The organism is bacterium (assembly GCA_014360495.1).
GTDB lineage: Bacteria > Armatimonadota > JACIXR01 > JACIXR01 > JACIXR01 > JACIXR01.
This window is the reverse complement of record JACIXR010000001.1, coordinates 328,444-355,419: the sequence shown is the minus strand read 5'-3', so window position 1 is coordinate 355,419 and position 26,976 is coordinate 328,444. Positions and strand designations below refer to the sequence as shown.

Annotated in this window: 15 protein-coding genes; 7 read left to right on the top strand and 8 right to left on the bottom strand. The window is 47.0% G+C overall.

Annotated elements, in window-relative coordinates:
- The first annotated feature begins 11 nt into the window (after positions 1-11).
- From H5T88_01460 to H5T88_01450, 3 genes are all read left to right on the top strand, one after another.
- Positions 12-4,040: a PQQ-binding-like beta-propeller repeat protein gene (locus tag H5T88_01460; protein ID MBC7329007.1), complete on the top strand. Its 4,029-nt coding sequence runs from the start codon at positions 12-14 to the stop codon at positions 4,038-4,040.
- Positions 4,040-11,626: a PQQ-binding-like beta-propeller repeat protein gene (locus tag H5T88_01455; GenBank protein ID MBC7329006.1), complete on the top strand. Its 7,587-nt coding sequence runs from the start codon at positions 4,040-4,042 to the stop codon at positions 11,624-11,626. Before H5T88_01460 ends, H5T88_01455 begins: the two co-directional genes overlap by 1 nt.
- A 67-nt stretch (positions 11,627-11,693) precedes the next feature.
- Positions 11,694-12,638 carry an exo-alpha-sialidase gene (locus H5T88_01450; protein MBC7329005.1) on the top strand — a complete coding sequence of 315 codons (945 nt, stop codon included), beginning with the start codon at positions 11,694-11,696 and terminating at the stop codon, positions 12,636-12,638.
- Here the strand turns inward: H5T88_01450 and H5T88_01445 are convergent.
- Positions 12,635-14,542, bottom strand: coding sequence for a hypothetical protein (locus tag H5T88_01445; protein ID MBC7329004.1), 1,908 nt, complete (start codon positions 14,540-14,542; stop codon positions 12,635-12,637). The two genes, H5T88_01450 and H5T88_01445, sit on opposite strands and share 4 nt — an antisense overlap.
- A gap of 324 nt (positions 14,543-14,866) precedes the next feature.
- On the opposite strand from H5T88_01445, the gene H5T88_01440 reads away from it, so the two are divergent.
- Together H5T88_01440 and H5T88_01435 are read left to right on the top strand one after the other, a co-directional pair.
- The gene (locus H5T88_01440) at positions 14,867-15,154 is read left to right on the top strand and encodes a hypothetical protein (GenBank protein MBC7329003.1); all 288 of its coding nucleotides are present in this window, start codon (positions 14,867-14,869) and stop codon (positions 15,152-15,154) included.
- Positions 15,155-15,160: 6 nt separating this feature from the next.
- Positions 15,161-16,327, top strand: coding sequence for a glycosyltransferase family 2 protein (locus H5T88_01435; GenBank protein MBC7329002.1), 1,167 nt, complete (start codon positions 15,161-15,163; stop codon positions 16,325-16,327).
- 4 nt (positions 16,328-16,331) lie between these two features.
- Here the strand turns inward: H5T88_01435 and H5T88_01430 are convergent, their stop codons facing one another.
- The 6 genes from H5T88_01430 to H5T88_01405 all read right to left on the bottom strand — a co-directional run bounded on the left by H5T88_01430 (position 16,332) and on the right by H5T88_01405 (position 24,192).
- On the bottom strand, positions 16,332-18,197 hold the full coding sequence (locus tag H5T88_01430; GenBank protein MBC7329001.1) for a TonB-dependent receptor: 1,866 nt from the start codon (positions 18,195-18,197) through the stop codon (positions 16,332-16,334).
- A 202-nt stretch (positions 18,198-18,399) separates the two neighbouring features.
- A complete protein-coding gene (gene dut / locus H5T88_01425; GenBank protein MBC7329000.1) occupies positions 18,400-18,831 on the bottom strand; it encodes a dUTP diphosphatase in 432 nt (143 codons plus the stop codon).
- Between the two features lie 48 nt (positions 18,832-18,879).
- Positions 18,880-19,269: a 50S ribosomal protein L7/L12 gene (gene rplL / locus H5T88_01420; GenBank protein MBC7328999.1), complete on the bottom strand. Its 390-nt coding sequence runs from the start codon at positions 19,267-19,269 to the stop codon at positions 18,880-18,882.
- 2 nt (positions 19,270-19,271) lie between these two features.
- Positions 19,272-19,811: a 50S ribosomal protein L10 gene (locus tag H5T88_01415; GenBank protein MBC7328998.1), complete on the bottom strand. Its 540-nt coding sequence runs from the start codon at positions 19,809-19,811 to the stop codon at positions 19,272-19,274.
- 266 nt (positions 19,812-20,077) lie between these two features.
- Entirely contained in the window at positions 20,078-20,848 is a 771-nt protein-coding gene (locus H5T88_01410) for a hypothetical protein (protein ID MBC7328997.1), read from the bottom strand.
- 5 nt (positions 20,849-20,853) lie between these two features.
- On the bottom strand, positions 20,854-24,192 hold the full coding sequence (locus H5T88_01405; GenBank protein ID MBC7328996.1) for a hypothetical protein: 3,339 nt from the start codon (positions 24,190-24,192) through the stop codon (positions 20,854-20,856).
- A 110-nt stretch (positions 24,193-24,302) separates the two neighbouring features.
- Here H5T88_01405 and H5T88_01400 point away from each other — a divergent pair, with 110 nt between their 5' ends.
- Both H5T88_01400 and rpoZ read left to right on the top strand, forming a co-directional pair.
- On the top strand, positions 24,303-25,520 hold the full coding sequence (locus H5T88_01400) for a DUF1566 domain-containing protein (GenBank protein ID MBC7328995.1): 1,218 nt from the start codon (positions 24,303-24,305) through the stop codon (positions 25,518-25,520).
- Positions 25,521-25,668: 148 nt separating this feature from the next.
- A complete protein-coding gene (gene rpoZ / locus H5T88_01395; GenBank protein ID MBC7328994.1) occupies positions 25,669-25,950 on the top strand; it encodes a DNA-directed RNA polymerase subunit omega in 282 nt (93 codons plus the stop codon).
- A gap of 47 nt (positions 25,951-25,997) precedes the next feature.
- On the opposite strand, the gene H5T88_01390 is transcribed toward rpoZ, so the two are convergent.
- Positions 25,998-26,678 (bottom strand): DUF1559 domain-containing protein, encoded by a 681-nt coding sequence (locus H5T88_01390; GenBank protein MBC7328993.1) that lies wholly within the window; start codon positions 26,676-26,678, stop codon positions 25,998-26,000.
- Between the last annotated feature and the right edge of the window lie 298 nt (positions 26,679-26,976).

The following is a 26,976-nucleotide window of genomic DNA, read 5'->3' as shown; positions in this document are numbered from 1 at the left end:
GGTGATGAAATATGCGTAAAATAGCAATCCTTATTTCTCTTATCGCTTTTCTACTTCCCGCAATAGCTGGGCAATTCACTTACTCCGCGACAAAAAGGGTATTCAAGGTATGTAATCTCCTCGTTGATTCCGCTAAATACAATCCCAACGACCCCAATAGCCCGCCTGAGAATAGCGACCCCTATGTTTTCTATGTTTTGGACCAAAGGGAGGATTTGAAGCCCTATGGCTGGGAGCTTATCAATCCTCTCGCTCCAAAGACTGTTTCCCCCGAGATAGCCTATAGATGGAATTATAGAGATAGAAGGGACCCATTGAATCCCTACTATGTTGGTCAGCCGGTGACAAAGAATATGGCTTGCTATTGGGAAGTTCTGTTATCAGAGGTTAGCGTTGAGGACCTTCTCCAATTCGACCTCGTCTTCATAACGAACCACCGCTTCACGACTTTCACCCCGCAGGATTTGGAGAAGCTGAGGAGGTTCGTTGATTCTGGCGGACGCCTATGGATAGATGATTGCTCCGGCTTCCGCATTGCGGATAATAACTTCATCACTCCTCTGCAGTTCGCCAACGATGGACCAGCTGGAACCGCTGTCGTCGTTGACCCCTATCATCCCTTGCTCAGCTATCCTTTCCAATTAACTTATGACGAAATCTCTCATTTGGGGGATAAGAATGTGGGTAATTACTATATCTCCGTTTATGACCCTGGCACCCTTCAGCCAGTCGTTCTGAATTACGCGAGCGGAAGAATGGATAAGCCGTATATTGCGGCGGGGCAGTTTGGTGCGGGATTGATAATCGCGACCTCCGGCGATACGGGATGCGATATAAACGACCCCTGCGGTGGAAGGTCAACATCCTCAGGGCAGAACAGCGGTCCCTATGCGGGGGAGAACATCCAGAATGCCCATTCAGAGGACATAAAGTTCGTATGGAATATGATACTATTGGCAAATAACTGGTCTTCATTTAGAAAGGACAATAGGCGAGGCGCTATTTCCTATGAGGAGATAAATCCTCCCCTTGATGCGAAATGGGAGTTCGCTCAGGATAACTTTACCGTCTATTCTCCCGTGATTTGGAATGGGATAGTTGTGGCGGTTTCCGATGGTGGAGTCGTTTATGCCTTTGACGCTGACCCATATAGGGATATTGATAACGATGGCAATTACGATGATGGAGTGCAGAATAATTTCAATCCCATCCTTCCTTATGATTTGCTGTGGCAATATTCAACGAATATCCCCGCCATGGTGGGTCCAAAGTCTCCCCTTATTACAACAATTTGGGATGGGGCGCAGACGATAGAAGTTGCCATAGTGCCCATGGGAAATCGCCTCTTTTGCCTCCCTCTTTATCCAGCAAATCCCTATAATCCCACGCCAATCTGGACAAGGGCGCTTGCAAGTCCTATTTCTGGCTCGCCCGCGCTGGCAAGAGGATTGCTATTCGTTCCCGCCGGTGCCGAGATTTATTGCCTGGACCCAAGCACGGGAAACAATATAGGTGTTCCCTTACAGCTTGCAAATGTAACATCAATAACAACTGCGGTGACCGTAGCAGCTGCGGAGGACCCCAATAAAGAAAGGATTGTGGTTGGGACAAGGAGCCCATCGGACCAGGGAAGCATCCAATATCTCGTTTGGAATAGGCAAACTGGACAGTTTGAGTCAAGAGGACAAATGTTGACGCAGGGAATCCCAAATTCCTCCATAATCTTCACTCCCGACAATCAGGTTATATTCACGACGAGCGAAGGGTGGGTTTACTCAACATATTGGCGCTCAACCTTCCCCTCCTGGCGCTACAACACGGGACGCAATCCTCTACCATCACAGTTCAGCCCTGCCGTTTCCTATGAACACGACCTCGTATATGTGGCTGTTCCCGATGCAGTCTTCGCCTTCTCGCTCCATCCAACTTTCCGAGCTCGGATTCATAACCAGATATTGGAGGGCTCGCTCCCCTTCGCAAGATATGTTGATATAACGGACTCCGGAGCTCAGCAAATCGCAACCAGGCTCGGGATTAATATAGCCTTGCCTCCAACTCCCTTCCCACCTCGCTATGATTTCAACGCCCGCACAGGTGAACTCTTCTTCAACAGCAATATAGCAATGATTGCCCAGGATACGGGAACGGCTTACCTATTGAAAATAGAATACAGCGATATAAATAGAAACAGGATAAGCGAATATTGGCTGATAAGCGATACCTATCCGATACAGGCGGGAGGAGGATGGGTGAATGGATATGCGGGTTCGCCGAACTGCTTCGTCGTTCCCTCCAATCTCGTTTGGTGGAGAAAAGTGGACCTGGATGGGGCTACCCCTCTTACTAATAATTCAGCTCCCACTCTCTTCAGCGAAGCCCTTTATGTTGGAGGGGCAAGCAAGCTCTACGCCCTCCAAGCAGATTCAAGGATAGGGAGGATAGGAGTCAGAATTCCCGTGACTGATATAGCGGATGGCAGTACCTATGAGACAATCAACTCCTTTGCCTTTGATGAGGAAGCACTGCAAATTCCTCCGCCCAACCCACCCGTTATTTATGTTCAAAAACCCTTCCCAGGAGGGATTCTCGCCTCCCAGCAGATAGGGACTATCACAAACATCAGCGGGGCGAACAGGGTTCTTCTTTTAACCTTCTACAATGCCATCCTCGCCCTTCAACAACCCCTCTTCCTCGTGGCGGATGGGAAAGGCGTGGCTGAGACGGAGGTTGATTTCGGGAAGGTTGATTCCGCGGGAAGGGCAAGCGGTGAGCTCCATTGGTCGCTTGATTCCGTTGTCTGGACGACCCAGCAGGGAATTGAAACTAAACAGCCTCTCAGTTTCCCTCAGTTCATAAGGCAGCTGGGAGCCAATTCCTTCCTCATAGGTGATAGCGGGAACAATCGCTTGATAATAACGGGCAGAGGAGGAAGGGTAGATTGGGAAGTGGCGGATTTCGGATGGGCTAATTTCCAGGATAGCTATAATATGCTCGCGCCTTGGGAGAGCAGTAAGTTCGGGCTGGTCTCCGACGCCTACCGCTGGACATATGTAATAACGACACTTAACACAACGATAACTCGCTACTTCACCCTCGTTGCTGACCCCGATAACTTCCGCATTATTAATCTATTAGAGGAATGGGATGCCAATAGCAGACAGTGGATAAACCGCTCAATTGTCTGGGCAACGAGGACGCAGAGGGAGGGAAAGAAATACAGGTTCACGAAGCTATATCCAATAGAGACTATACAGGACCCCAACCATCCTCAGGCGGGAGCAATTTGGCGAGCTTGGGCTGTCTTATCAAATCACGCCCTACAGGTGGAGTTCGACCCGGTTAGCCAAGTGCATAAGATAGTGAAGGAGGAGCCCGGAGCTTCAATCGTTATGCTCAATAGAGCCTACGAAAATGAGCCATATCCCTCCTCAATGGGTATAGTCTACTCCTTCACGAAAGTCCAGGACACATTCAATCTCCTTCCAACCACTCCCAGTTTGCCCAATAAACTCTACAAGTTTTCCGCCATAAATTCTCTAACAATAGCTTATCATCCTTTTATAGGGACTGAAGAGCTCCTTGTCACTGGGACTTTAATACCGATAACTCCAGCTGGGCAGGAACCTCTTCCTCCCATTGTTGGGGTCTTCAAGTTAGCTTTGCCAAACGCTGTATTTGACCCCGCTTCACCTCCCATTCCACCCGATACTCCCCTTGAGCTTCGCTGGTGCTATCTCGCCGGAGATTGGCTGCTGACGGCACCAGCTCAGAGGCATACGAGCTTCGTTCCGATAGATGAACGCTTCTTCCTCCCCACAGATGCTAAGATGCTGGCGACGGGAGAATATGTAATCGCCCTTGCCCATCCCTCGGCAAGCGAGGTGATAATGGTCAGGGAAGACCGCACAATGCGTTGGGCTCTGGTTGAAATGGCTGAGCCGCAGGAGAAGCAGCGCACAGCGGGATTTGAAGCTATTCGCAGATATTATCGGCTTCGCCAACCAATCTTCATAGATACCCTCAAAGGAGGGGTGATGTGATGATGAGAAAATACATCTTATTATTCCTATTCATTGCCTTCTGTAGTTTACCTGGATTAGCCCAACAATATCATGTGGATTTGATAATAAATAATGACGGAGACAATGTCTATGGTTCACTTGGTTCAGGAGCAGGTGGACAAGCAAGCGCGGAGGCTGGTCCAGGTTCCATGCTGCAGTTCACAATCCTTCTGCAAAACGAGGACTTTATGGGGGATAGGTTCACTCTCAGCTGGAATACCCCAACTGACTGGACTGTTACAATAAATGGAAACAGTTCACCATTCTCAACGGAGTTTATCCCGCCAAATGGTTCGGCAACTTATACTTTGGAGGTTAGTATACCATTAACCGCCTCGCAAGGAACCACGAGCATAATCATTGACGCTCAATCGCAGAATATCAATAGACCAGATAAAGTGGATAGCGTGCGGGTGGATATCACGGTTGCGCCACATTTGGATTTAATCATAGAAGGCGATGGGGATAACATTTATGGTTCTCTTGGTTCAGGAGCCGGTGGAAGCATAACGAGGATGGTCGCTCCGGGCGATAGGATTTCCCTCGGTCTTGTCCTGCAAAATGAGGATGCAAATGCTGATTCCTTCCGCATTTCCTGGAACACTCCCCAGGGTTGGGATATTACGGTTGAGGGGAATGATTCCCCTTGGCAGCCCACCCCTCAAGTTCCCGCAGGTGGCTCGGCAAATTACTACATACAAGTGGAAGTTCCAAATGATGCCTCAGTTGGTAGCTATGAAGTTATAATGGATTGCCAATCTCTAACTAATACGGAGAAAGTAGATAGCATAAAAATAACTTTCCAAGTCACAAACATACAAACCGACCTTGTGATAGACAACGATGGAGATAACATATATGACCCCAGTGGTGGAGGGCAGGGAGGCTCTTCACAGAGGAATGGCTCGCCGGGAGTTTATGTCTCTTTCAACATAACTCTGCAAAATGAGTCATCAACCGATGCGAACTTCCAATTCTCACTTTCCGGCTTCCCGCCCAGCACTGATTGGCAAGTCTATATAAATGATGGAACAGACCATCAGCTTTATCCTCCTACTGGCACCTGGACTACGCCAACCATTCCCGCGAACGGCTCAGCAGACTATACATTGAAAGTCTTTGTGCCGACATCGGCAACCGCTGGCACTTATAGTGTCAAATTGCTTGCCAATTCATTAGAGCCTGTTCACGACACCCAACACGGCGATAGCGTGACAGCGACAATAAATGTCATAACCGCTAAATGCGACCTACTGATTGAAAATAACGGCGAGGATGTTTATGGAGCGCTGGGAACGGGAGCGGGCGGTGAGGCAACGAAGGAGGGTGCGCCAGGGACTTCCCTTCAGTTCCAGATAACACTGCAAAACGAGGATAACGAGCCCGATACATTCCAAATCACTTGGAATACGCCAAGCGGATGGTCAGCGAGATTGGACGGCAATAGCTCTCCCTATACTACACCTCAAATACCCGGCAATGGCTCAGCTACTTATACACTGCAAGTTGATATTCCCGCTGATGCGAAAGGTGGAACAACGAGCATAATAATAGATGCCCAATCACAGAGGCTACCAGATATAAAAGTTGATAGCGTGAAGGCAAATATCGTTGTTCCCCGTGTTGATTTGATAATAGAGGGTAATGGGGAAGATGTTTACGGGGCAGCCGGTTCCGGAGCAGGAGGGACGGCTAATAAACAAGCTGACCCGGGCACAACCGCTGCCTTCGCCATAACTTTGCAGAACGAGGATACTACGGACGAAGCTTTCCAGATATCGTTAGCCTCTGCTCCACCTGGCTGGACTATAACACTGAATGACGGAGCAAATTCACATACACTCCCTTGGACAACACCAACCGTTCCTGCGGGAAGTTCGGCTAATTATACACTAGAGGTCTCCGTTCCCGCGGGGACACCGGCAGGAGTTTACAATGTCATCCTGGATGCTATATCAACCGACCCTCAAAAAAGTTATAAGGTAGATAGCATAACCGCTCAGGTCTATGTTCCGGGAATAGTCCATGCAGACCTTATAATTGATGACAATGGGGATAATATCTATGGATTGCTCGGAACAGGGGAAGGTGGTAGCAAAACTGTAGGAGCTGAGGGAGGCGCAGTTCTTCAATTCAACATCGTTTTGCAAAACGAAGATATTCCTCAATTCCCGGGGCCTTCATTTGATTTCTTCCAATTCACCGCCACTGCGCCAACTGGGTGGATTGTAAGCCTTGATGGCAATACTTTGCCTTGGACTCCTATGTTTCCTATCCCAAGGGGAGGTTCTGCGAATTACACCCTTCAGGTCAGTGTCCCCACCGGGGTTCAAACAGGAATTTATGAAGTGATTTTGAATGCACGAGATATAGATAATGCAACGAAGGTTGATAGCGTTAAAGCGGTGATAAGCATTATCAATCCTGGCGATGTCTGGCCAATGTTCCATTACGAGGGAACAAGGACGGGAAGGAGCAGGTATCAGGGCTCCGATTCCGCCAGCCTCAAATGGTCTTACCAAACCGGTGGACAGGTAAATTCCTCCCCAGCGATTAGAAGGCAGCAGATAGAGGCAACCGATGAAGAGACGGGAGAAACATATACCGCCTGGGTGGATGTCATTTATGTTGGCTCAAACGATGGCTATCTCTATTCTTTAGATTGGAATGGCAATTTGAGATGGAGATGGATAGCTGACCCCAATAACCCCTCTCAAATAGTCTCCAGCCCCGCAGTTGACGACCAAGGGAACATTTACTTCGGCGATTCAAATGGAAACTTCTACTGCTTGAAGGATAATTATACCCCAATGAATCCTCAACCTCCTACTTTATCTTGGCAATACAGCTTGGGTGCTCCCGTGCAATGGTCTTCGCCAGTTTTCGGTAAGGGGGTAGTCGTTGTCTCAGCTGATAACGGCAATGTTTATGCCTTCTATCCAAATGGTAGCCTCGCTTGGCAATATTCAACCGGCGTAGCGGTCCCTCCAGATGCCGAGATACTTCCATCTCCCGCTGTCGCCCCCGATGGAACGATTTTGATAGGAGCAGGCGATGGAAATCTCCACGCCATCAATCCCGATGGGACGCTGAAATGGATATTCGCTACTCAAGGTGCAGCTCAGACTCCTCCTCTGCCAATCACGACAACTCCCGCCATCTTCTGGCCAAGCGTCCTCAATCCTTCCCAAGCTCCCGACCCAGCAACTTACTTCATCTATGTTGCTTCCCGGGACGGAAATATCTACGAGCTTAATCCAGATGGGTCGCAGAATTGGGCTTATCCCATAGGAAGCCCTATAAATTCTTCGCCCGCAGTTTGGTATCCTTCGTCAACTCCCCAAAATCCTCCTTCTCCTGATGACCGCATAATAATAGTGGGTGCCGACAACGGAAATCTGTATGCGATAAAGAGCGACGGGACTCTCCTTTGGCAAGCAACTGTCTCAGCGGGAACGCCGATAATCTCCTCACCCGCGATAGGTGCTAATGGTTTAATCTATGTGGGGACGAAGGACAACAAAGTCAACGCCTATTGGGTGCAGAGCGGAGCACAGCAATGGTCATTCACCGCTCCTCAAAACGAGGTAATTTCCTCCCCAGCGCTAGGCTCAGATATGACGGTATATGTTGGTTCCAAAGATAACTATCTATATGCCATATTAACAACGATTGGCGGTTATGCTCCCCTTATAGAAAAATATGCCGATAGAAACCAAGTTTTGCCTAATGGGACGATAACTTATACAATCGTGGTTGGCAATCAAGGCTCAATTCCCCTTTACGACCTTTGGGTCTATGACCCAATTGACCCCCACACAACCTATGTAAGCGTTACACCTCTCCCCGTATCTACTGCTGGCAATGCGCTTCTCTGGTATCTCCCCGTTTTAGAACCAGGGCAATTCCTCTATCTTACCTTAACTGTGAGGGTCATTCCAGGAACTCAAATAGGGACTTGGATTTATAACACTGCCTATCTATGGGATATACCGAGCAATCAGACTGCGGTTGAGGTCGTAATGATGCCAATAAGCCCGACCCTATATATTACGGATTCCAACTTCAATCCTTTGCCCACCTCCCCCTTAACCGCTTATAAGGTGGATAACTCTACCGAGACGGTGAATTTGCTTAATCAGCGCTATGAATGGGGAGACAGGGTTTTCTTGAAGGTCATCTATCTTCCATCTGATACAACTGGCGTTGAATTTTCCCTTCAAAATAGCCTCCCCGCTGGCTACTTCAATGCTGTTCACCAGCTTACCATAGAGGACGACCCAGACCATCCCGGCTATAAGCGAGCAACAGGGCATATACATTTGAGACCGAGGAGTAATACCCCCACAGCGGCGCCTTTCTTCCCCTATGGAACTCCGCTCGGCGCTGAAGGGACAGGATGGAGAGCAAGGCTTGAATTTCTCTGGTCAGCCACAGCGAGAATTACAATTGGAGGGAATGCCGCTAACAGGATGTTGATATACTCTCAAAATGCTATGGGGCAAAGGTCTCACTTCATAATAAATAATCCTATAAGGGTGGAAATTGTAGGAACAACACCAGCAGTTAATTCCGAATTGCCATCCGGAAATGGCAACTGGGTTTATAATACACAGAATCCTGATATGGCTAATCCGAGCCACTGGATACCAGCCTTCTTCTGCGATTTCGGCGATGTCCAGCATAATCAAACATCCGCGCGCATCACCGTTCGCATCTACAATGATTCCAAGATAGAGCTAAATCATATCCGTGTTGAATCGCCCGATATAAAGAGGATGAATGGGAATATAACGATTATTCCACATTCCCTTCCCGATGAGACGGACGCAGATTATCCGGATATCCCGGGAAGCAGGGTGAGAGCGGTAACGGGAGACGGAGTTGACCTCACGCAGGGCGATATCAGCATTCCCGCTGGGCAATATCGTGATATTGATATCTATGTCCATATACCGATTTATCAACCTCCCGCTGACGGCTATGTCTGGGACGCCCAAAACGGATTTTGGGTCCCCAATCCCAACCCACCCCTTGGCTACCGCACATGGAACCGAGACCATCAAGAAAACGCCAGTCTTATAGATAGAACATTTATGTTGAGAATTTTCTGGGATAATTACCGCGGTCAAAGGAACACAGGCGTCTGCAGCTTCTCAAGCCCATATTGGGGAGCTCCCTATGTGTGGGACCCCAACTCAGGAACACCCGTAAACTTCCAAGAAGAAGCTTATAGGAATCTAGTCCTGAGAGTCGTCGTTCCTCCAACCCCAAGCCTAACAGTTGATGAATCGGTGATAGATTTCGGCAAGCTTCCTCACGGAACTTTCCCCAGTGCTGCAACTCCCCTTCCCACTAAAACCTTCACTGTTCGCAATACGGGAAATATCAATCTCCTCTATCTAAGAGCCGATAGGGAGCATATGATAAGCGATAGCACCGACCCCTCCGTCTTCCTCTCCCGTACTTTAATTCTCACGAATGTAGATTACAATCAATTCCCCGCAATCTACAGCACAGCGGGAAGCCCCGGAATGATCAGAAAAGCTCCTCCCGATTCCTCTCAACCCACTTCCGCTCAATTCACAACCACCCTTGCCTTCGTTCCCACTGCTCAGCCTGTCGGCGTTTACTCCTCCACTCTTCACATCTACGAGGATTTGAACAACGACCTCGTGCTACAGAGAGACCCTTATACTGGGACATCTATTGAGCCCGAGGCAATGAGCAATCCCGTCTTGAAGGTAGAGGTTTCTGAAGCCATCGTTGCCTTCCACAAACCTGACCTATTGGCACAAGTCCTTCAATGGCCAGCAATAGCACGGATGACCACGCAAACCGGTCTTGGCGATGTTTACCTCGCCCTTTCCCGCAGAGATGATGCAAACCTCAATACTTGGAGCCTATTGATGACCAAGCTAATCGCAACGCCGGTTGTAAACGCGATTCCATCGGTTCCGTCAGCTGAATGGCCCGATATCCACATATACGATGATTTGCAGAATAACCGCCCCAATTGGGATACTAACCCAGCCACAGTTGTTGCGAGCTCCGACAACACACTGCTCTTCCCCCCTATCGGCAATCCCACTGGCGACCCCAACACAGACCCACCCATTTACATCAAGCATACTGAGCCTTCGTGGTTCAGCGATGCGACCGGATTGCATCTCTTCTGGCGAGGATGGGCTTTCCGCCAAAACAGCCAAGTCTGGGATGGCAGAATCTTCTATTCGCCCGATGGCATCACTCCATATCAGATTGGCGCCGACGCTGGCTATAAGAATTCACCTCGCCTCACGATAATACCCGCTAATTATACTCCAACTTCAACCCCTTGGGCGCTTCTCCTCTGGTTCTCAGGTAGTAAAGGCAGCTGGCAAATCTTCTACAACAGCAATCCCAACGCAATGGATATTAACTCCTGGCAGAGGGATAGGAGAGTTAGCCTTCCCGCTGAGGTATCATACGCAAAGGACCCCTTCCCTCTCTGGCGAATTATGAATGTTAACGGTCAACCAACTCCAGTTTTGGAGCTCATCTATGCTGGCTTCCTAAACACAAGAGGGAATATGGAGATTCTCCTCTCTCGCTATCCCTTGAACTATAATGCTAATACAGGTTCTCTCACCTTATCTGGGCAGATGCTTGCTTTCCCGAGAGTTTATAGCGAAGTTCTTCAGAGGAACGAGACAGGAACGATTTATTGGTCAAAGCATATCTACTGGCTCACAACAAGAGATGACCCCAATTTAGCACCTCGCATTTGGGCAAATGGAAGAGAGATAACGGGTTGGCGATGGGATACCGATAAGCAGAAATGGTATGTTGATGATGCTCAGCTCGGAAAGATTTGGATGGATACCGTCGCCGGCGTAATAACATTCCAGCAGCCCTTCTCTGGAGATGTAATTGCTGAATACAGTCCTCGCGTTCTCTGTCTCACAAACTCCCCTCTAACCGACGCTCAGCCGTTCGCTGTCGTTGAGAGCTCCATAAATAAGCTTCATCCACCCGTTGGAGACCCCGGTTGGCAAGGTCAAAGAGACCCCCGTAGTCCTCAAACGACATACCTAAACAGGGATAGAATCCATCTCTTCTGGCGGAGAAGTCATTCTCCCTTAGCACAAGGACAGGTCACTCTCTTCCACAAAGCGATAAGGGTGAGGGCTCTCTCGCTTATTCCTCCTCAGAGTGCATACGGTTCAACCGCATTTATGGATGCAAAGGGGACGATTTGGGTTAAGGTGGCGGGAGGCGCCTATGAGTGGTATCCTATGGACCCCTTAACAGGGATAATTTACTTCGCTCCTGAGGATGAGGGGAGGACGATAACGCTTCTCTTCAATAATCAGCAGGTTGTGCCTCTTCTGGAGGAGGAGACTGTTCTCAATCCGGAGAGGATGGTGCCGATAGATAACATCACAAACGAGAGCCAGCTATCGGCGTATGGGAATTATCTACCTGGTCCATATATGGATAAGATATGGCTTTCTTGGACATCGTCTAAGGAGGTAATGGCGTCAATCTATTACGAGACCTTCTCCTCTCCCTTCTGGAGATAAGAAGGAATGGCGGGCTCCCGAAGGGAGCCCGCCAATTTCCTTAAAAATAACGGGTTCTCAACTAAAAATGAAAATCTCTCTCCTTAAAGAAGATTTTCCTTTTCAGGCTAACGGGAGGTTTCCCTCCTGCCACGCCTCAACTCTTGCGGAGCTTCCCAATGGCAATCTCCTCTGCGCTTTCTATGCGGGTGCATATGAGGGAAGCTCCGATAGTGCCATCCTCGCAAGCCAATTTGATGAACAAAAGGATAACTGGTCGCAAGCAAGGGTAATAGCCGATACGCCTAACCTCCCGGAGGGGAATCCCGTCCTCTTCCTTGACGAGCAAAATACTCTTTGGCTCTTTTTCGTAACGATGTTCGGGAAAGGATGGGATACCTGCAAGGTGAAATATCAACTCTCTTTTGATGGAGGAAAGAGCTGGGAGCAACCGATAATCCTTCAGGAAGAGCTTGGCTGGATGACCCGAAATAAACCCATAATACTCTCAAATGGGGATATAATCCTGCCAATGTATGATGAGCGGGATTGGACATCCTTTTTCCTCATATCAGAAGATAAAGGGAAAAGCTGGTTTCCCACCCATAAGCTCGTTGCACAAGTGGGGATTATCCAACCAGCTGTAATTGAGCTCTCCGCGGGTGTGCTTCTCGCCTATATGCGATGTGGTTCGGAGGGGCAAAACATTTGGATGTCCCGCTCAGAGGACTGGGGAAGAAATTGGAGTTCCCCCAAGCCAATCGCTCTCCCAAATCCCAATAGCGGCATAGACGCAATCTCCCTAAAGGATGGCGGGATACTTCTCGCCTTCAATAATTCCGCGACCAAAAGAACACCCCTTACCCTTGCATATTCAGAAGACGGAGAAAACTGGGAGATTTTAATTGATGTTGAAAGCGAGGAAGGAGAATTCTCTTATCCCTGCCTCCTCCAAACCAGGGATGGCTACATTCATCTAACCTATACATATAGGAGAGTTGCGATAAAGCGCTGCGTTTTTCGTGTGGATTAGCAGAGGGGAATGTAAGGAGCGGGAACGCCCACAAGGGAGCAGATTGATGCCCATAAAAGAGCAGTTGCGAACTCTCCCAATATCATCCCCAAGAAGAAAGGTCTTGCCTGAACAAAAAGTTTCAATCCTCCATATTTGTTGACGAATACTTTTATGAACCAGCCTATGAAAAGGGGGAACCAATAAACAATTACTGGCCAAGTTGCTCCCATTGCGTAACCCAATGGATGAAAGGGCCACCACCAGTATCTCGTCCTCATCATATAGAGGAAAAGGGCGAAGAATCCACCGATTACGAAGAAAATTGGGGCACGAACATCGTAGGTAGGAGAGCCCGCCGAGAGGATTGAAGCGCTTTGCTGGAAATAAAGCTGGGGATTGGAGAGAAGAAACCAGTTATTGAGGGTTACTCCGCCGTGTCTATAGATAATCCAGAGTTGTAGAGGCAAGACTGTTGCCATCACAATGGGAATGCCGACTAAAAAGGCAATGTGGAAGTTCTTTTCTTCTGTTTGAGTTACATCGCTTATCTTGAATCCATCCATAAAGGTGGGAAGCAAAATTCCTCGCACATCTCTCATAAAAGCTCCATCCATTAGAGACATAATAGCGAGATTGCCAGCTCCGAGTGAGGCACGAGGCATAGTGAGGGCGATGATATCTATGGGGCGGAATAAACCCTGAATCATCAATAATCCCACTTCCGAGACACAACGAGATAATACGAGGACTATGAAAACGAGGAAGGAGATTATAACGGCTCCCGCAACCAGAACATTCATTCCCGCCAGCCACATCCAGATAATCATAAGTAAAATAGAAACCAAAAGCCCAATGACATATTGAGGGGAATTGCGAAAGGCTGACTTTATCTGTCTTTTCATCAAATAAATCATATAAATTGCAACCACGACGCAGGCTCCCGTTGATTGATAACCTACGAAGAAGCGAGCAGGATAGACGGGCATATTGTCCAAGGTTGCCCCGAACATTGAGGCGAAAAGTTCCTGCGTGCGGAAGAATAGAAAGAAAAACCAGAAGCTGAAGGAAATATCGGAGGGCAGAAGGAAACCAATCGCTACTACCGAGAAGGAAACGACGAGATAAATCACGAATAAATCCGACCAAGGGCGGGTTTGGAAATGCTGATTTAGATTATAGATTACCGGGAGTTCCGGGATGTAGGGCATAAACTTGTGAAGACCGTTTATGGAATGGTATATGAAGGGGAGAGAAAAGCCAATCCACATCAGCTTGTTCTTAAAAAAACTTCTTGATGTCTCTTCCCTGCACATTTCCAATGGGAGTTGAAGCAAGGGGAAAGTTAGACGTTCCACTTCTATCCATTGCTTTCTTATGAGCTTAGCCATAAAGAACATGGCAGATAAGAGGAGTAGTGCGAAGACGCTCCAGGATATGAGGGGGATAAGCCAAGCTTTCCAGGGGATTGGTTCTCCATAATGAAGCCCTTCGTAAAAATCCCTCACAATCTTCTGCTTTTCCGGTCCATTTGGGTCCCAGGGGACGAGCCAGCGAGGGATATGGGAGAAGAAAAGCTCCCTCCATTTATTCTCCGGGGTAGCGAAGTAATTCACGCCTGCGAGATTAGGGATGAGTTGCTCACCCAAACCAAATGAGGAAAGCAGGGCAGCGACAATAAGCATAACATAAATTATCAAAAGTTCGCGGCTGGATAGGAGGATCCTGTTTCTTAATTTTCTCCAGATTGCGTTGAAAGCGAGGAGAAGGAGGAGGAAGGCAATGGCGCCAGCGGGAAGGTGAGAGCCGCCGAGGAGAACCCCTTCCATACTGCCACCCCTGCTCACGACGAGCTCGGCGAAGGAAACCACCAGGCAGACGAGAACGGAAAGAGGGATACCCAATAATATCGCTTTTTTGAACATTAAAAATATTATACCAAGAACCCTTCGCAATTCCACGAATTTGTATAATTCCATAACATTTGAGACACCTTAGGAGATTTCCCATATTGCTTGACTATAAACCCCAAAGAAGAAGCTCCATTTGGAAACGCCGAAAGCTTCCTTTGCCTCTTCTACTCCCTTATTTATTGATTATTTGTTTGTGAGATTGCCAATACAGGAGATTTTTTCATCCCTAAGAGCTCTTTAGAAGGTAATAACCCTTAATCCATATAAATCAATCCCTTCTTAAAACCAAATAAAAGTTTGACCATTTACCTCATCCATATTATTATTTTTGGAAATATGGAAAAAATAGCGAAGCGAAATTTTATTTATTTTTTGCTTCCCTATCCACCCCTAATACTTTACCCCCTACTTCTACTTTCGCTTATCCTCCTTATTTTCCTCTTCACCGCCCTAATTTTTAAATATGAAAGAGGAAACTCCACTACTTTCCTCTCCCTCCTGGGGATAGAGAAAACCAAAGATTTCCTCTTCTTCCTCCTCGTCATCATCTGTGCACTCTTCGTCCTATTAGTCCTCACCTTCTCCCTGGGTTTCCTTCCCTCTGCTCCGCCGCTCCCCGCTTGATAGACCATGGACCTGTCCTTCCTAACTATTCCCGCCACAATCTTTATGCTCGCCATCTCCTTCACCTGGCTCTTCATCCTGCTTTCCAGCCTTGCTTATAAAAGAGCAACAAACAAAAATTCACCCTCCTACTCCCCGCTCATCTCAATCCTCATCCCCGCCCACAACGAAGAACGAGTCATCTCAGATATTTTGAGCGATTTTCTTAAACAAACTTATACAAAATTTCAATTAGTCGTCATCTGCCATAATTGCTCAGATAGAACTTTTGAGGTCGCAAGTTTATTTAAAGATGAACGCCTAAAGGTCATAGAGCTAAAGACAAAAGAAGCAGGGAAGGCGCTCGCTTTAAATGAGGGATTAAAGCATTGCAAGGGAGAGATAATCGTCCAAATGGATGCTGATAACAGGGTCCCACCTCACTTCCTTCAAAGAATCATCGGCTATTTCTCCAACGAGAAAATCCAAGCTATCCAAGCGAGGTTGCTGACGAAGAACGCTAATTTCAACCTCTTAACGAAATGTCAGCAATTAGAGTACGACCTCTTCGGCATGCCCTTCTGGGAAGGGAGGATGGCGCTCGGGCTTTCCTGCACAATAGGAGGGACAGGGGTGGTCATAAGAAGGAAAATTTTGGAGGAAGTTGGCGGATGGGAAAACGAGCTGATAGAGGACTTCGACCTTTACTGTAAGTTAACTCAAAGAGGGATTAAGGTCGTATATGCACCTGATGTTGAATGCTACGATGAGAAGCCTCCTTATTGGTCATCCCTGATAATCCAGCGAGCTCGGTGGATTAAAGGACACTTCAAAATTTTGAGAAAACGAATGTTTCAACCCTTCCCCCTCTTTGATATTATATATATGCTCTCTCCCTTCTTTTACTTTCCCTGGTATCTCTGCGCCCTTATCACCGCCCTTTATTACCCCTTCCAAAAACTCGGCTTGGGAATAACATTCTGGTTTCCCTCCGTTTATCTCTGGCTCATCTCTTTAATAGCGATGTATACATTTTTTGTTTACAGAGCGATTCGCCAGAAAGAGCTAAAGGATATCCTTTATCTTCCCGCTTTCTTCCTTTTCTCTTTTCACTGGCTGATATCCTTCCTTCGCTCCTTCACGATAAGGAGCTGGGCGGAAACGAAAACGCCTCACGGCTTTATCACCAGATGAGGCTTTAGAATTTCTTGCTGTAGCTTAAGTTTATCCATCTGCCGGGAGCTGGATAGAAGAGAAGGTCTTGGTATTCCTTGTCAAACAGATTCTCAACGGAGAAAGCAAGCTCTCCATCCTTCCCCACGCTTTTCTTTATCTTGAAATTGACTATAGCATAGCCACCGACCTGCGTTGGAATCACTACGCCTTTCCAAGGGTCCTGTTTAACTTCTGTGGGCTTATCAACATCGGTCTTCCTCGGTCCATAGGCTAATAGCTCTAAATCGTAGCTCATCCCGTTATTGCCCTTCCAGCTGAACCCCGTTTTAAACATATTTTTAGGAGAGGCAGTTCGGAAAATAATCACCAAGTCCCTATTGTTCACGAGGTCCTTCGCATCAAGATAAGTATAGCTCGCCCACCAAAGCCCGCTGGGCATCTCCTTTTCATATCGCAGTTCAATGCCCCTTAACCTCGCCCTGCCAATATTCATATATTGGTTATTCGTGCTTGCGTCGGCACCTATCACATTATCAAGCTTGGTGTGATAAATAGTGAGGTCAAGCTTGGAGGAATTCGCTATTCTTTTTTCCCAATCGAGCTGGTATGTCCATCCCGTTTCCGGTCTAAGGTCTGTATTACCCTTGAATACCCCCTCTCCATAAAGCTCGTGGAGGTCAGCGAATCTCCTATTTTTTGTTATAGCTAACCTCATCCTGCTTGTTGGGTTAAGCGAGAAGTGGGCGCTGAGGAAGGGAGAATATATCGTCTTGCCAGGGTCGGCATTGTCGTAGCGAAGAGCGAAAGTATAAGCCCTTCCCTCAGAGGGGGTAAAGGTATTCTGAACGAAAGCCCAATTATAGGTGAGGTCATGCTTCTTCCAAAGGGAAGCAGGGATGCTACCTCCGTATGTGTTGATAATGTCTTTATAGGTAATTTGCCCGGGAGACCTTAAAGTATCTTTCTGGTAGCCTAGACCAAACACCCAGACTGAATTGGAAGTGGGGCGAAGGTTATATTGATACTCTGCTTTCCATAGAGCATATCGCCAAGGCATAAGGGCAGGTCCATCGGGGTAAGTTTGTATCTTCTGCTCGCCTGAAAATGAGAAGGGGACAAACCTCAGGAAATAATCTGATTTCTCGCTAACTTGTTTGCTGTAAGTGATTGAGGCAAGCGCCCTATGGTCTATCGTCCACTCGGGAAGCCACTTCTTAGCGGGATTGGGACCCTTCTGCTTCAATCCCCAAAGGATGCCCGTTAGAGATGTCCCCACTATTGCGAGCTTGGATTTCTCCCCAGGCGAGAAATTCAGCTTTAAAGACGCTTCGGTGAAGTTCTTTTTCTGATGGGGTTCCCATCCGGTATAGAATTCCTTGTTTAGAGCAAAGAAATAGTTTTTTTCCTCGCTTCCTCCACCGCTCCACAGCTCATATGTCTGCCTATCATATGAGCCAAGGGTTAACTTCGCTCCCGAACCGGGATATTTATCTCCGCTCTTCATCTTTAGGAGGACCAATCCACCTATAGTTGAGCCTGGATATTGGGGAGGAGCAGGTCCCTTAATTACCTCAATGCTCTCTATCGCGGTTAGGGGCATCATATTCAGCATAAATGGTCTACCGATGGGAGAAAGAATGGCTCCCTCGAGGAGAACCTGCGTCCATTTGGAATCGTTTCCCCTAACGACGGGCATAGATGCGCCGAGACCAGGTCCATAATAAGTTTCCGTTCCGGGAAGACGCTTGAGAACCTCTGGAACGCAGCGGAGATTGACCATTTTCTCTATTTTTTCCAAGGGGACCTCGTCGACCTTAGCGGGTTTCTCCTTCTCCGCTTCCACCTCAATCGCCACGGCGATTTCCGGTATCTCCTCCACTCCTATCATAACCTCTTCTTGCGAAAAGGCAAAGCCAAAAGCAAAACTAAAAGATGCAACGCTTTCTTCATCTTTCCTAACCTCCCTCGTAATTTTCCTAAAATTTTATACGAGATAAATTTATCAGTCAGTCTTAAATTTTAATGAGATATTTTGGGGAGAGAATTCCTATAATCTATTAAGGGGAAATTTAGGAATGGGGTGTTTGCCTTTATGCCAAGCCACTGTGTCCAAATCCACCCTCTCCCCTCTCCGTCTCATCAAGCATTCCCTCTTCTAATTCCACCCGAATTACAGGGGCAATCACAAGCTGGGCTATTCTATCCCCTCTCCTTATCTGAAAATCTTCCCTTCCTATATTAGCGAGAATAACTTTAACCTCTCCCCTATAATCAGCATCTATTGTTCCTGGCGCATTGGGGACGATTATCCCCCTCGCTGATAAACCACTCCGCGCCCTTATCTGCCCTTCATAGCCAGGTGGGATTGCTATTTTAAATCCACAGGGGACTATCTTTATCTCGCCTTTTTGTAAAACACAATCAACAGCGGAACGCAGGTCCATTCCGGAGGAATGAGGGGTGATGTAAGAGGGAAGAGGGATATCCTTTGCGTAAGGGAGGCGTTCTATTTTAATTTTCATTTAATTGTGGGAAGTGGGGAGGGCTGATAGCCCTCCCCACTGAGGAATTTAAACTATCTCTACAACGGCGCCCTGCTCCTCCAGCTTCTTCTTCGCTTCCTCGGCTTCCTGCTTTGAGACCCCTTCTTTCACCTTAGAGGGAGCAGATTCAACGAGGTCCTTGGCTTCCTTAAGCCCGAGATTCGTAAGCTCTCTCACCACCTTGATGACCTGAATCTTCTTCTCACCAACTTCTTTCAGGATTACATCAAAGGTGGTCTTCTCTTCCTCCTCAGGAGGAGCCTCAGCAACGGCAGTTCCTGCGGGAGCAGCAGCGGGGGCAGCTGCGACTGCGGGAATGGCACTGACACCGAACTCTTCCTGCAGCGCCTTCACAAGCTCGTTGAGCTCCAAAACGCTCATCTTCTTTATCGCCTCAATTATTTCCTCCTTCGTCAATTTTATTCACCTCCTTTTGCTTTTATTATCGCTTCTAATGCCCACACAAGGCGGGCAAGTATGGTTTGCAAAGTATAAACGAGAGAGGTAATGGGAGAGGCAATGGCAGCTGTGACTTGGGCGAGAAGGACCTCACGAGAGGGAAGGTTAGCAAGGGCAATGGTCTGCTCTGCATTGAACTTATGCCCCTCAATAATACTCCCCTTTATCTTCACTTGCTCAAATTCCCTCGTTAAACGATTGAATCCCTGTAAGAAAGTGGGGAAGTCAGGGGGAAGGAAGACAAGCGCTGTAGGGGAGTTCTGGAAGAGAGAATCGAGCTCAAAATCCTCGCCAAACAATCTCCTTGCGGTAAGCCTTATTAGGGTATGCTTGGCAACCTTTATCCTTCCTCCCATCTCCCTGACTCTTCTCCTAAGCTCCGACATACTATTGGCATCAATGCCCATAAAGGTAGTAAAGATAACTCCCGGGCAGTTAAGCCAGAGATTATAAAGCTCTTCTATTATCTGTTCCTTCTTCTCTCTCGTTATGTTAGCCATATCTTAAACCTCCTTTACAAAATTAAAGGTCCCCGCCGAGGTTAAGCGGGGACCTTTTGGGGTCCAGATTCAACGCGCTTGGCCTCGGCAGGCAGGTGCTTTATGCACCTTTTAGCTTCCCTTTAGGGAAGCAACCTACTTTCTACAGCCGTTATTTAAATAATACACATAATTTTAAGAAATGACAAATCAATTGTATATTTCCATAACATTTGAAGCACACCCAAGAGCCTTCCCGTATTGCTTGACTATGTTAAATTATTAAGTCATTTACCCAAATTGCTCCAATCACCAAATATATCCTTCAATCCTTTGAGCTTCAAATAGTAATTCTTCACTTCATCTTCTCTCAAAACTCCCCGTATAATCAAAACCTCGTCAAAGAACATAGCCTCCCCATACGGGGCAAGTGTAAGGGAATTTATCCCATCGTCCTCCCTTAAACAACGTGTCAAAATCCATCGCCCCACTCTCCTGCCATCCTGATAAACTTTCACTTCCCTTCCGCACGAGAAGGAAACTATGGTGTTATGCCAAACCCCGCCTCTCAAATCAAGTGTCCTCATAATATCAAAATCATATATGCCGTTTATGTTTTGAATTCCAGGGAAATAGTAAACCTGAAAGACGCCCGCTGGTTTCGTTAGAGCGCACCAGGGGTCGCCACCACCTCCCCTCACGAAGCAGGAGATAAACCCCTTCCCATTTAAGGAAAAAATAACGAAGCCTGCACCCGGCTTGTGCTCCTTCTTTAGAGCCCACCAAATTGATATCGTGAGCGACCTATGGGGAGAGAGTTGAAAGGAACGCAATGTTAAACCCTTCCCCTCTGCGCACAAATATCCCTTCCCCAATAGACCGTTTGCCAAGGAATCGGTAGAGAAAATCTCCTCAATCTTCAAAGGATTAATTCTCGCTTTCCCATCTTTTTCAAAATCGTTGTAATAGATAACGAATTTCTCCCACCCCTCGGGAAGGATATCCGAGAAAAGAGGGGAAACAAAGAGGCTTAAAATCAACAATTTCGCTATCCTCATATCCCCTAACCAGCTGGCAAAATGCGGAAGACCTTCAAATCGTGCTTCTTCAAGCTGAACCTCACCGTATCATTTTCCACCTCCAGTTCCTCTCCTGTATCTATATCTATGACCCTATAATTTTTGAATCCAAGGACAGCCGGCTTTATATGAACGACGGCTTCCTCATCCTTAGATGAATAGGAGGTTATCGCATAGAGAGCTTCCTTGCCCGGGAGGGAATAAACTATGCCCGGCAAATCGGGGTTATCTGCATAGATTGGCTGTGGCTTCTCATCCCAATACCTATAAGCAACCATCCCTTTCTCTTCCGCCAGCTTCAAGAAGGGCTCCCTGTAAGTCTGCCAAAGCTTGCCTAACTCAGGCACCCATACCGCGACTGGACCCAGGAGGTCATGGACAAGTGTAACTGCTATGTATGTTTTCTGAATCCAGGGGTCGCTATCCTGTGGACCGTGGTCGCTCAAAAGGACTGGCCAAGTACCAGCTAATTCTCCCGTGGATACAAGGAGGATGTATTTTCTTGGAAACCTATTCTGCACATCGCCCTCAGAATAATGCCACTCCCAATCGTATTGAACCGTGGCGAAGGAGTAAAGGGGAAGGATTTGTGTGCTCGTATTATGAACCATCACTATGGGCTCCATTCCCCTCTCGTTCATAAATGTAAATATCCGCTTCTGCAATTCCCTCAATTGCCAAACGCCAGTGGAGGGCATAATGGTTCCATCTTCCTTCTCGTATGCTCCCGTCATCATCCTGTTGAAACTGGGAATGAAGAAATAGTTATCATGATAAACTCCCTTGTTATTAGCTATCTCAAATGACTTGCCGAACCAATATAGAGCATAGTCTATGTAGGATTCGGAAGGAACGATTTGAATTTCGTAAATTGCATCCTCCCCACGATGGGGATTGTAATCGTTTAGGCACCACTCATCCATAAAGGTTTGAAATTCCTCGCAAGCTGGGTAGGAGGAACGATTGTAGTAGAAGACCATTGTCGCCCCACAATGTGCCCTCAAGTTGTAGCGAACATGAGCAGCGAAGGCATCCACCCTGCCATAGGGTTCAAAATATTTCTTCCCTCTCTGAATTACTTCCTCAATCTCTTGCTCTGATAGCTCCCTCTTGTTTCCCTCGGCTAACTTCTGCCAGAGATACATATCCTTTCCCGCGGGATACACAGAGCCACAATCCCCCAAGGCAAACCAGTTTATATCCGTGCCTAAAAGATGGAACTTCTCCTTGAACCATCTATAGCGCCAGCCTGCAAGCCTCGGCTTCACGGGAGCAGCCAATATCCCAAATGTTATGGTTCTCGGCTTCTCAATGACTATCGGCTTGTTCACCAAATTCACCTGCAGTTTCAGAACATTCCCATCCCTTACCAGCTGGAGGTTCGGCTTTTGGATGTCCCAACTCCAGCCTCTATCGTTTTCAGCAAACCAGCAGATTCCCCTCGTGGGATTGCCAAGGAAAATGTAAGTGCAGAAGTTGGGAGGGAAGCTGGAACTCATCAATTTAGTTGCATCCCAAACAACGCCCTGCCCCTCTGGAACATAATCGCTCAAGATAACATCCCTTATGCCATCCGCCATAGCGTGCATCAGCTTAGCCAAATCGTCCCTTAAGGGAATCTCCAAGATGAGGGAATCTATCCTGCTCTTAGTGGGAAAGAGGGTTAAATCAACCCTCAAAGTTCCATCGTAATCCAGGGTGGATGTTGCCTCTGCCTTCAAATCCCCAAGTGTAAAGGTTGATGTCATCACTACTCTATCCTCCGCCTTTTCCTTGAAGGCAAATTCTCTTTTGGCGGGAGAGAATTCCCTCCCCTCTATGACAGCCCTATAGGTCATTGGGGAAGCCAAGAGTTCTTTCTTTATCCTCCATTCCTGGTCCTCTGTCTTAACAGAGGATAAAAGTCCCCAATCATTGATTTCATATTCCTTCATAACAGTGAAAATCTTTCGCCCATCTACTTTTATCGGAGTGAAGGGTGGATAAACCTTCCTGCTCTTGCCGAAATTCTTGTGCTCCCACTCGGGGAAAACCTTCCTCTCAAATCCCTTCGCTATCTCGCCTGAGGGAATGTCCTCTCCATCAGCTTTGGCTGATATTATGTATTTCCCGGAAAGAGGTGGAAGGTCAAAGGTCTTCTCGCATTTCCCGTCCTTGAATTCCTCAGCGTTCATACTTATCTCTTTAACAGTTTTGCCGTTTGGCTTATCTTCTTTGATTTGGAATCTCAATGCTTTCAATTTTGCTTCCTGCGGAAGAGCAGTTATATCGGCGAGGATTCTCATCTTATTAAGATAGGGATAATAGGCAAAGAGGAAATCTATGGGGGGCTTCGCTTTCTCCGCAACAGTCGTCCACTTCTCCTCGCTTTTCGCCCTTTGCCATTGATAGCTTCTTGAGTAGTAGATTTTCTTCTCATCGGGAGAGGAAACGAGGACGCTTAGGCGAAACTTCTCGGAAGATGTATCTTTTACGGTGATTGCAATGCTATTCTTATCTCCCGGAGCCAAGCTAATCACTTCCTCCTTCACATCCTCTTGAGAGTCCCTCTTCAAAGAAATCTTAGCCCGTAAAGCAAGCGAGTTCTGGGTTGGATTTTGGATATCCAACGAACAATTGATTTCCCCCCAAATTGGCTCAGAGTTGTGGTTGAATTTTGCGATAATACAGTCATCTTTGTTGAATATGAAGATGATATCCTTTTGGGGGTTATAGCAATCGTTTCCTAAACAAGACCAAGCCCAGGGCTGTTTGAAATCCCGGCAGAGATTAATCGCCCAAATTCCTTCACTTGCCTTCCTGGTTTTTGCGATGCTATCAATGGGAATCTCAATCTCGCAGTGCCAGAATCCATTATGAAAGCCATTGGCGATTTTGAAATTCCCCTTCCACCCATAATAAGCCTGAGTGGGAACTTCTCCCTTGGGATGGGCGAGATAATAGACATAGCCCAAGGAATTGCAGAGCATCTGATATACTACGCCGTTTCCCTCTTCGGGATTTGGGTCAATCCAAACTTCAACCGCGTCATCAAAAACGATTTTCTCTATATTCCCCTTGATTTCGGAGAGGATTTTGCCCTTCTTGGGCAGTTCGGAGAGAACGGCACAGAAGATTTTATCCTCAGTCGCGGTTATATAGCCGATAACTCTTCTCGGCTCAAGGATGCCGTTGTAGGAGAAGCCGTCAAATTTAACAGCGGATTGCCATTCTTTCTCCTCCACATAGCCGTCAATTTGGGGTGGTTGAGGGGCTATTGGCAAACGATAGAAATCGGCAGAAAGAAGCAATCCGCAGACCAATAGCAGGAAAAACAAACGCATATTCTCGCCTCCTGATATTATCTTAATAGGCAAAGGCAAATGAGTTAAGAATGTTAAGCATACCTTCAAGTTTGGCAAGTTGTTATTCGTTAAATATACTTAAATTAATCATGAACAAATTTCTATCCCGATTCGCTCTCAGTTTCTGTGTCTCCTTTTTCCTCTTCACATCCTTTCCCCTTTCATCCAAAAGCTCTTCTCTAACATATCCAATCGTTGATACCGCGCAGGATAAATGCTTCAACGAATGGTTTGAGATTTATTGCCCAAAGAAAGGCGAGCCATTTTTTGGTCAAGATGCTCAATACATCGGCAATCAACCTCGCTACAAGGACAACAGCGATGGCACGATAACCGACCTCGTCACTGGTCTAATGTGGCAGAAAGACCCAGGGGAGAAGAAAACCTATGAAGAGGCGGTTAAAGGAGCAAAGGAATGCCGAACGGGAGGTTACAAAGATTGGAGGCTTCCCTCTATAAAGGAACTCTATTCCCTCATTCTCTTCTCCGGAACCGACCCCAACCCTCTTACCAAAGATACCTTCCAATTGAAGCCATTCTTAGATACGAGATATTTCGTCTTTCGTTATGGTGACCCAAGCAAGGGTGAGCGGATAATAGACGCTCAATATGTGAGTAGCACAACATATGTTGGGAGGATTATGTGGGGAGAGGAGGGGGTATTCGGCGTCAACTTCGCCGATGGGAGAATAAAATGCTATCCAAAGAAGATGAAATTCTTCGTCCGTTATGTGAGAGGAAACCCCAAATACGGAAAGAATCGCTTTATTGACAATGGAGACGGGACAGTTACGGACTTAGCGACGGGTTTGATGTGGCAGAAAAAGGATAGCGGTAGAGGGATGACATGGGAGGAAGCCCTTTCCTATGCGGAGAATTTGAAGTTAGCCGGCTACGATGATTGGCGTCTCCCGAATGCCAAGGAGCTACAAAGCATAGTTGACTACACCCGCTCTCCCGATACGACCAATTCTCCAGCAATTGAACCCTTCTTTGAATGCACGAAGATAATCAATGAAAGAGGGGAAGTAGATTACCCCTATTATTGGACGAGCACGACCCATATGAGAGTTGGTTCAGGTGGAAGCGCGGTATATATAGCTTTTGGGAGGGGACTGGGCTGGATGTGGAATCCCTTTTTAAATAGCTATGAGCTTTTAGATGTCCATGGAGCGGGATGTCAGAGGAGCGACCCAAAGAAAGGCGACCCATCCGCTTATCCATTTGGGAAAGGACCTCAGGGAGATGTAGTTCGCATAAAGAACCTCGTCCGCTGCGTGCGTGGCGGTGCGAAGTTGAAGCATTAATTTAATATTTTATGAAATACAAAAGAAGTAGCGGTGTCTATTGGCTCCTCGCAATATCAATTTGGGTTATCTACCCAAATTTGTTTTTGTTTTAAAATTTGCTAAAATTAGAATTCGGAGAGAGTTCATAAAAGGGAGGTGATTCTCCTTGTCCTTGCTTTTCCCAAGAGCTGATAAGCTTCTGAAGAAATTCCCCAATGTCTATATTCTCACTTTAGTAGCAGCAAGAAGAGCTAAGCAGTTGGAGAAGGGAGCACCTCCAATGATAACTGTTCCCTACTTACAGAAGCGATTCGGAACGGTGGAGAAAATGAACGAAGAATGGGGGACCTCCTTCCGCTCATTTGAGGAGGTTTTGCGACATAAAAAGCTAACCATCGCCTTTCTAGAAATACTTGAGGGCTTAATTTTAGTAGGTAGGCAGAAATAGATTTTTTGGGAGGGGCGACTTCGTCGCCCCTCCCATTTTAGCACTTTTTAATCTCCTGCCCAACGACCGCGGAAGAGCGTGACATTCCAAGCATCCCTAATCTGGTAGGCACTCATCCACTTTACATGCCCATCAACGAAAGCTATGTTGGCGCCACCGCTGTGACGAGCATCGTTTTCAGTCCGGGGATTGCATCCAGCACCGCAACCTCCACCGCTGAAAGCGATTTTCTCCCATCTGCTTGCCCCATCGCCATCGTGAGTAGAGTCGCAAACGAGAATGCTCTGGGAAGGTTGCTGATATTCCGCCAGGCTGTTTCCTATCTCCTCATAACGGCTCCAGTCCCCGCCGCAATGCGCTATCTTTCCCATACCATAAGATATCCTTTCCCATCCAGGTGGAATATCCCATCCGCCAGCGGACTTCCCAGAGGGGCAAATGAATATCTGCTGATTTTTCACATAAGGGAAAATCAGCAGATACCATCGGCTATTTATTGCTCCTTGGGCCCAACCACACTTCCAGTAGGGTGTGCAGGGGAAATGTTCGTCCCAATCTTGGGCGTACATCTGGAATGCTTGAGCGATTTGCTTCAAATTGCTTGTACAAGCAGCCTTCCTAGCTTGCTCTCTTGCACGGGAGAACACTGGGAACAGAATCGCCGCCAGAATGGCGATGATAGCTATGACGACCAATAGCTCAATGAGTGTAAATCCTCCCTTTTTCATCCCTTTTCACCTCCTTTCTTTTTGGATTTTTGTTCGTTAAACCCCAAAATTAAGATTCGGAAGGATAGAGCTAGAGACTTTCCCTTTAAAAGGGAAAATATTCTCCAATCATTTAAAAATTGCACCAGCATCTTGTTCCACCTGGAATCTTATTTTATCTTGATTTTATTACCTCTTAAATTGAATGTCAATATTTCTTAAAATTCTATACCATAAGGTTAGAAGGGATATCTTTTTATTGCAAAGCGTGAAGCTACATTTCTTTAATCGCGGTCCCGTTGAAGGCGGGGTCGCAATT

What these genes read in the sequence shown, in the direction of transcription:
- H5T88_01440 (MBC7329003.1), top strand. Translation starts at nt 14,867, where the DNA reads ATGGAAAAAATAGCGAAGCGAAATTTTATTTATTTTTTGCTTCCCTAT.
- H5T88_01460 (MBC7329007.1), top strand. Translation starts at nt 12, where the DNA reads ATGCGTAAAATAGCAATCCTTATTTCTCTTATCGCTTTTCTACTTCCC.
- H5T88_01410 (MBC7328997.1), bottom strand. Translation starts at nt 20,848, where the DNA reads ATGAGGATAGCGAAATTGTTGATTTTAAGCCTCTTTGTTTCCCCTCTT.
- H5T88_01455 (MBC7329006.1), top strand. Translation starts at nt 4,040, where the DNA reads ATGATGAGAAAATACATCTTATTATTCCTATTCATTGCCTTCTGTAGT.
- H5T88_01445 (MBC7329004.1), bottom strand. Translation starts at nt 14,542, where the DNA reads ATGTTCAAAAAAGCGATATTATTGGGTATCCCTCTTTCCGTTCTCGTC.
- H5T88_01390 (MBC7328993.1), bottom strand. Translation starts at nt 26,678, where the DNA reads ATGAAAAAGGGAGGATTTACACTCATTGAGCTATTGGTCGTCATAGCT.
- H5T88_01400 (MBC7328995.1), top strand. Translation starts at nt 24,303, where the DNA reads ATGAACAAATTTCTATCCCGATTCGCTCTCAGTTTCTGTGTCTCCTTT.
- H5T88_01435 (MBC7329002.1), top strand. Translation starts at nt 15,161, where the DNA reads ATGGACCTGTCCTTCCTAACTATTCCCGCCACAATCTTTATGCTCGCC.
- H5T88_01450 (MBC7329005.1), top strand. Translation starts at nt 11,694, where the DNA reads ATGAAAATCTCTCTCCTTAAAGAAGATTTTCCTTTTCAGGCTAACGGG.
- H5T88_01430 (MBC7329001.1), bottom strand. Translation starts at nt 18,197, where the DNA reads ATGATAGGAGTGGAGGAGATACCGGAAATCGCCGTGGCGATTGAGGTG.
- H5T88_01405 (MBC7328996.1), bottom strand. Translation starts at nt 24,192, where the DNA reads ATGCGTTTGTTTTTCCTGCTATTGGTCTGCGGATTGCTTCTTTCTGCC.
- H5T88_01415 (MBC7328998.1), bottom strand. Translation starts at nt 19,811, where the DNA reads ATGGCTAACATAACGAGAGAGAAGAAGGAACAGATAATAGAAGAGCTT.
- dut (MBC7329000.1), bottom strand. Translation starts at nt 18,831, where the DNA reads ATGAAAATTAAAATAGAACGCCTCCCTTACGCAAAGGATATCCCTCTT.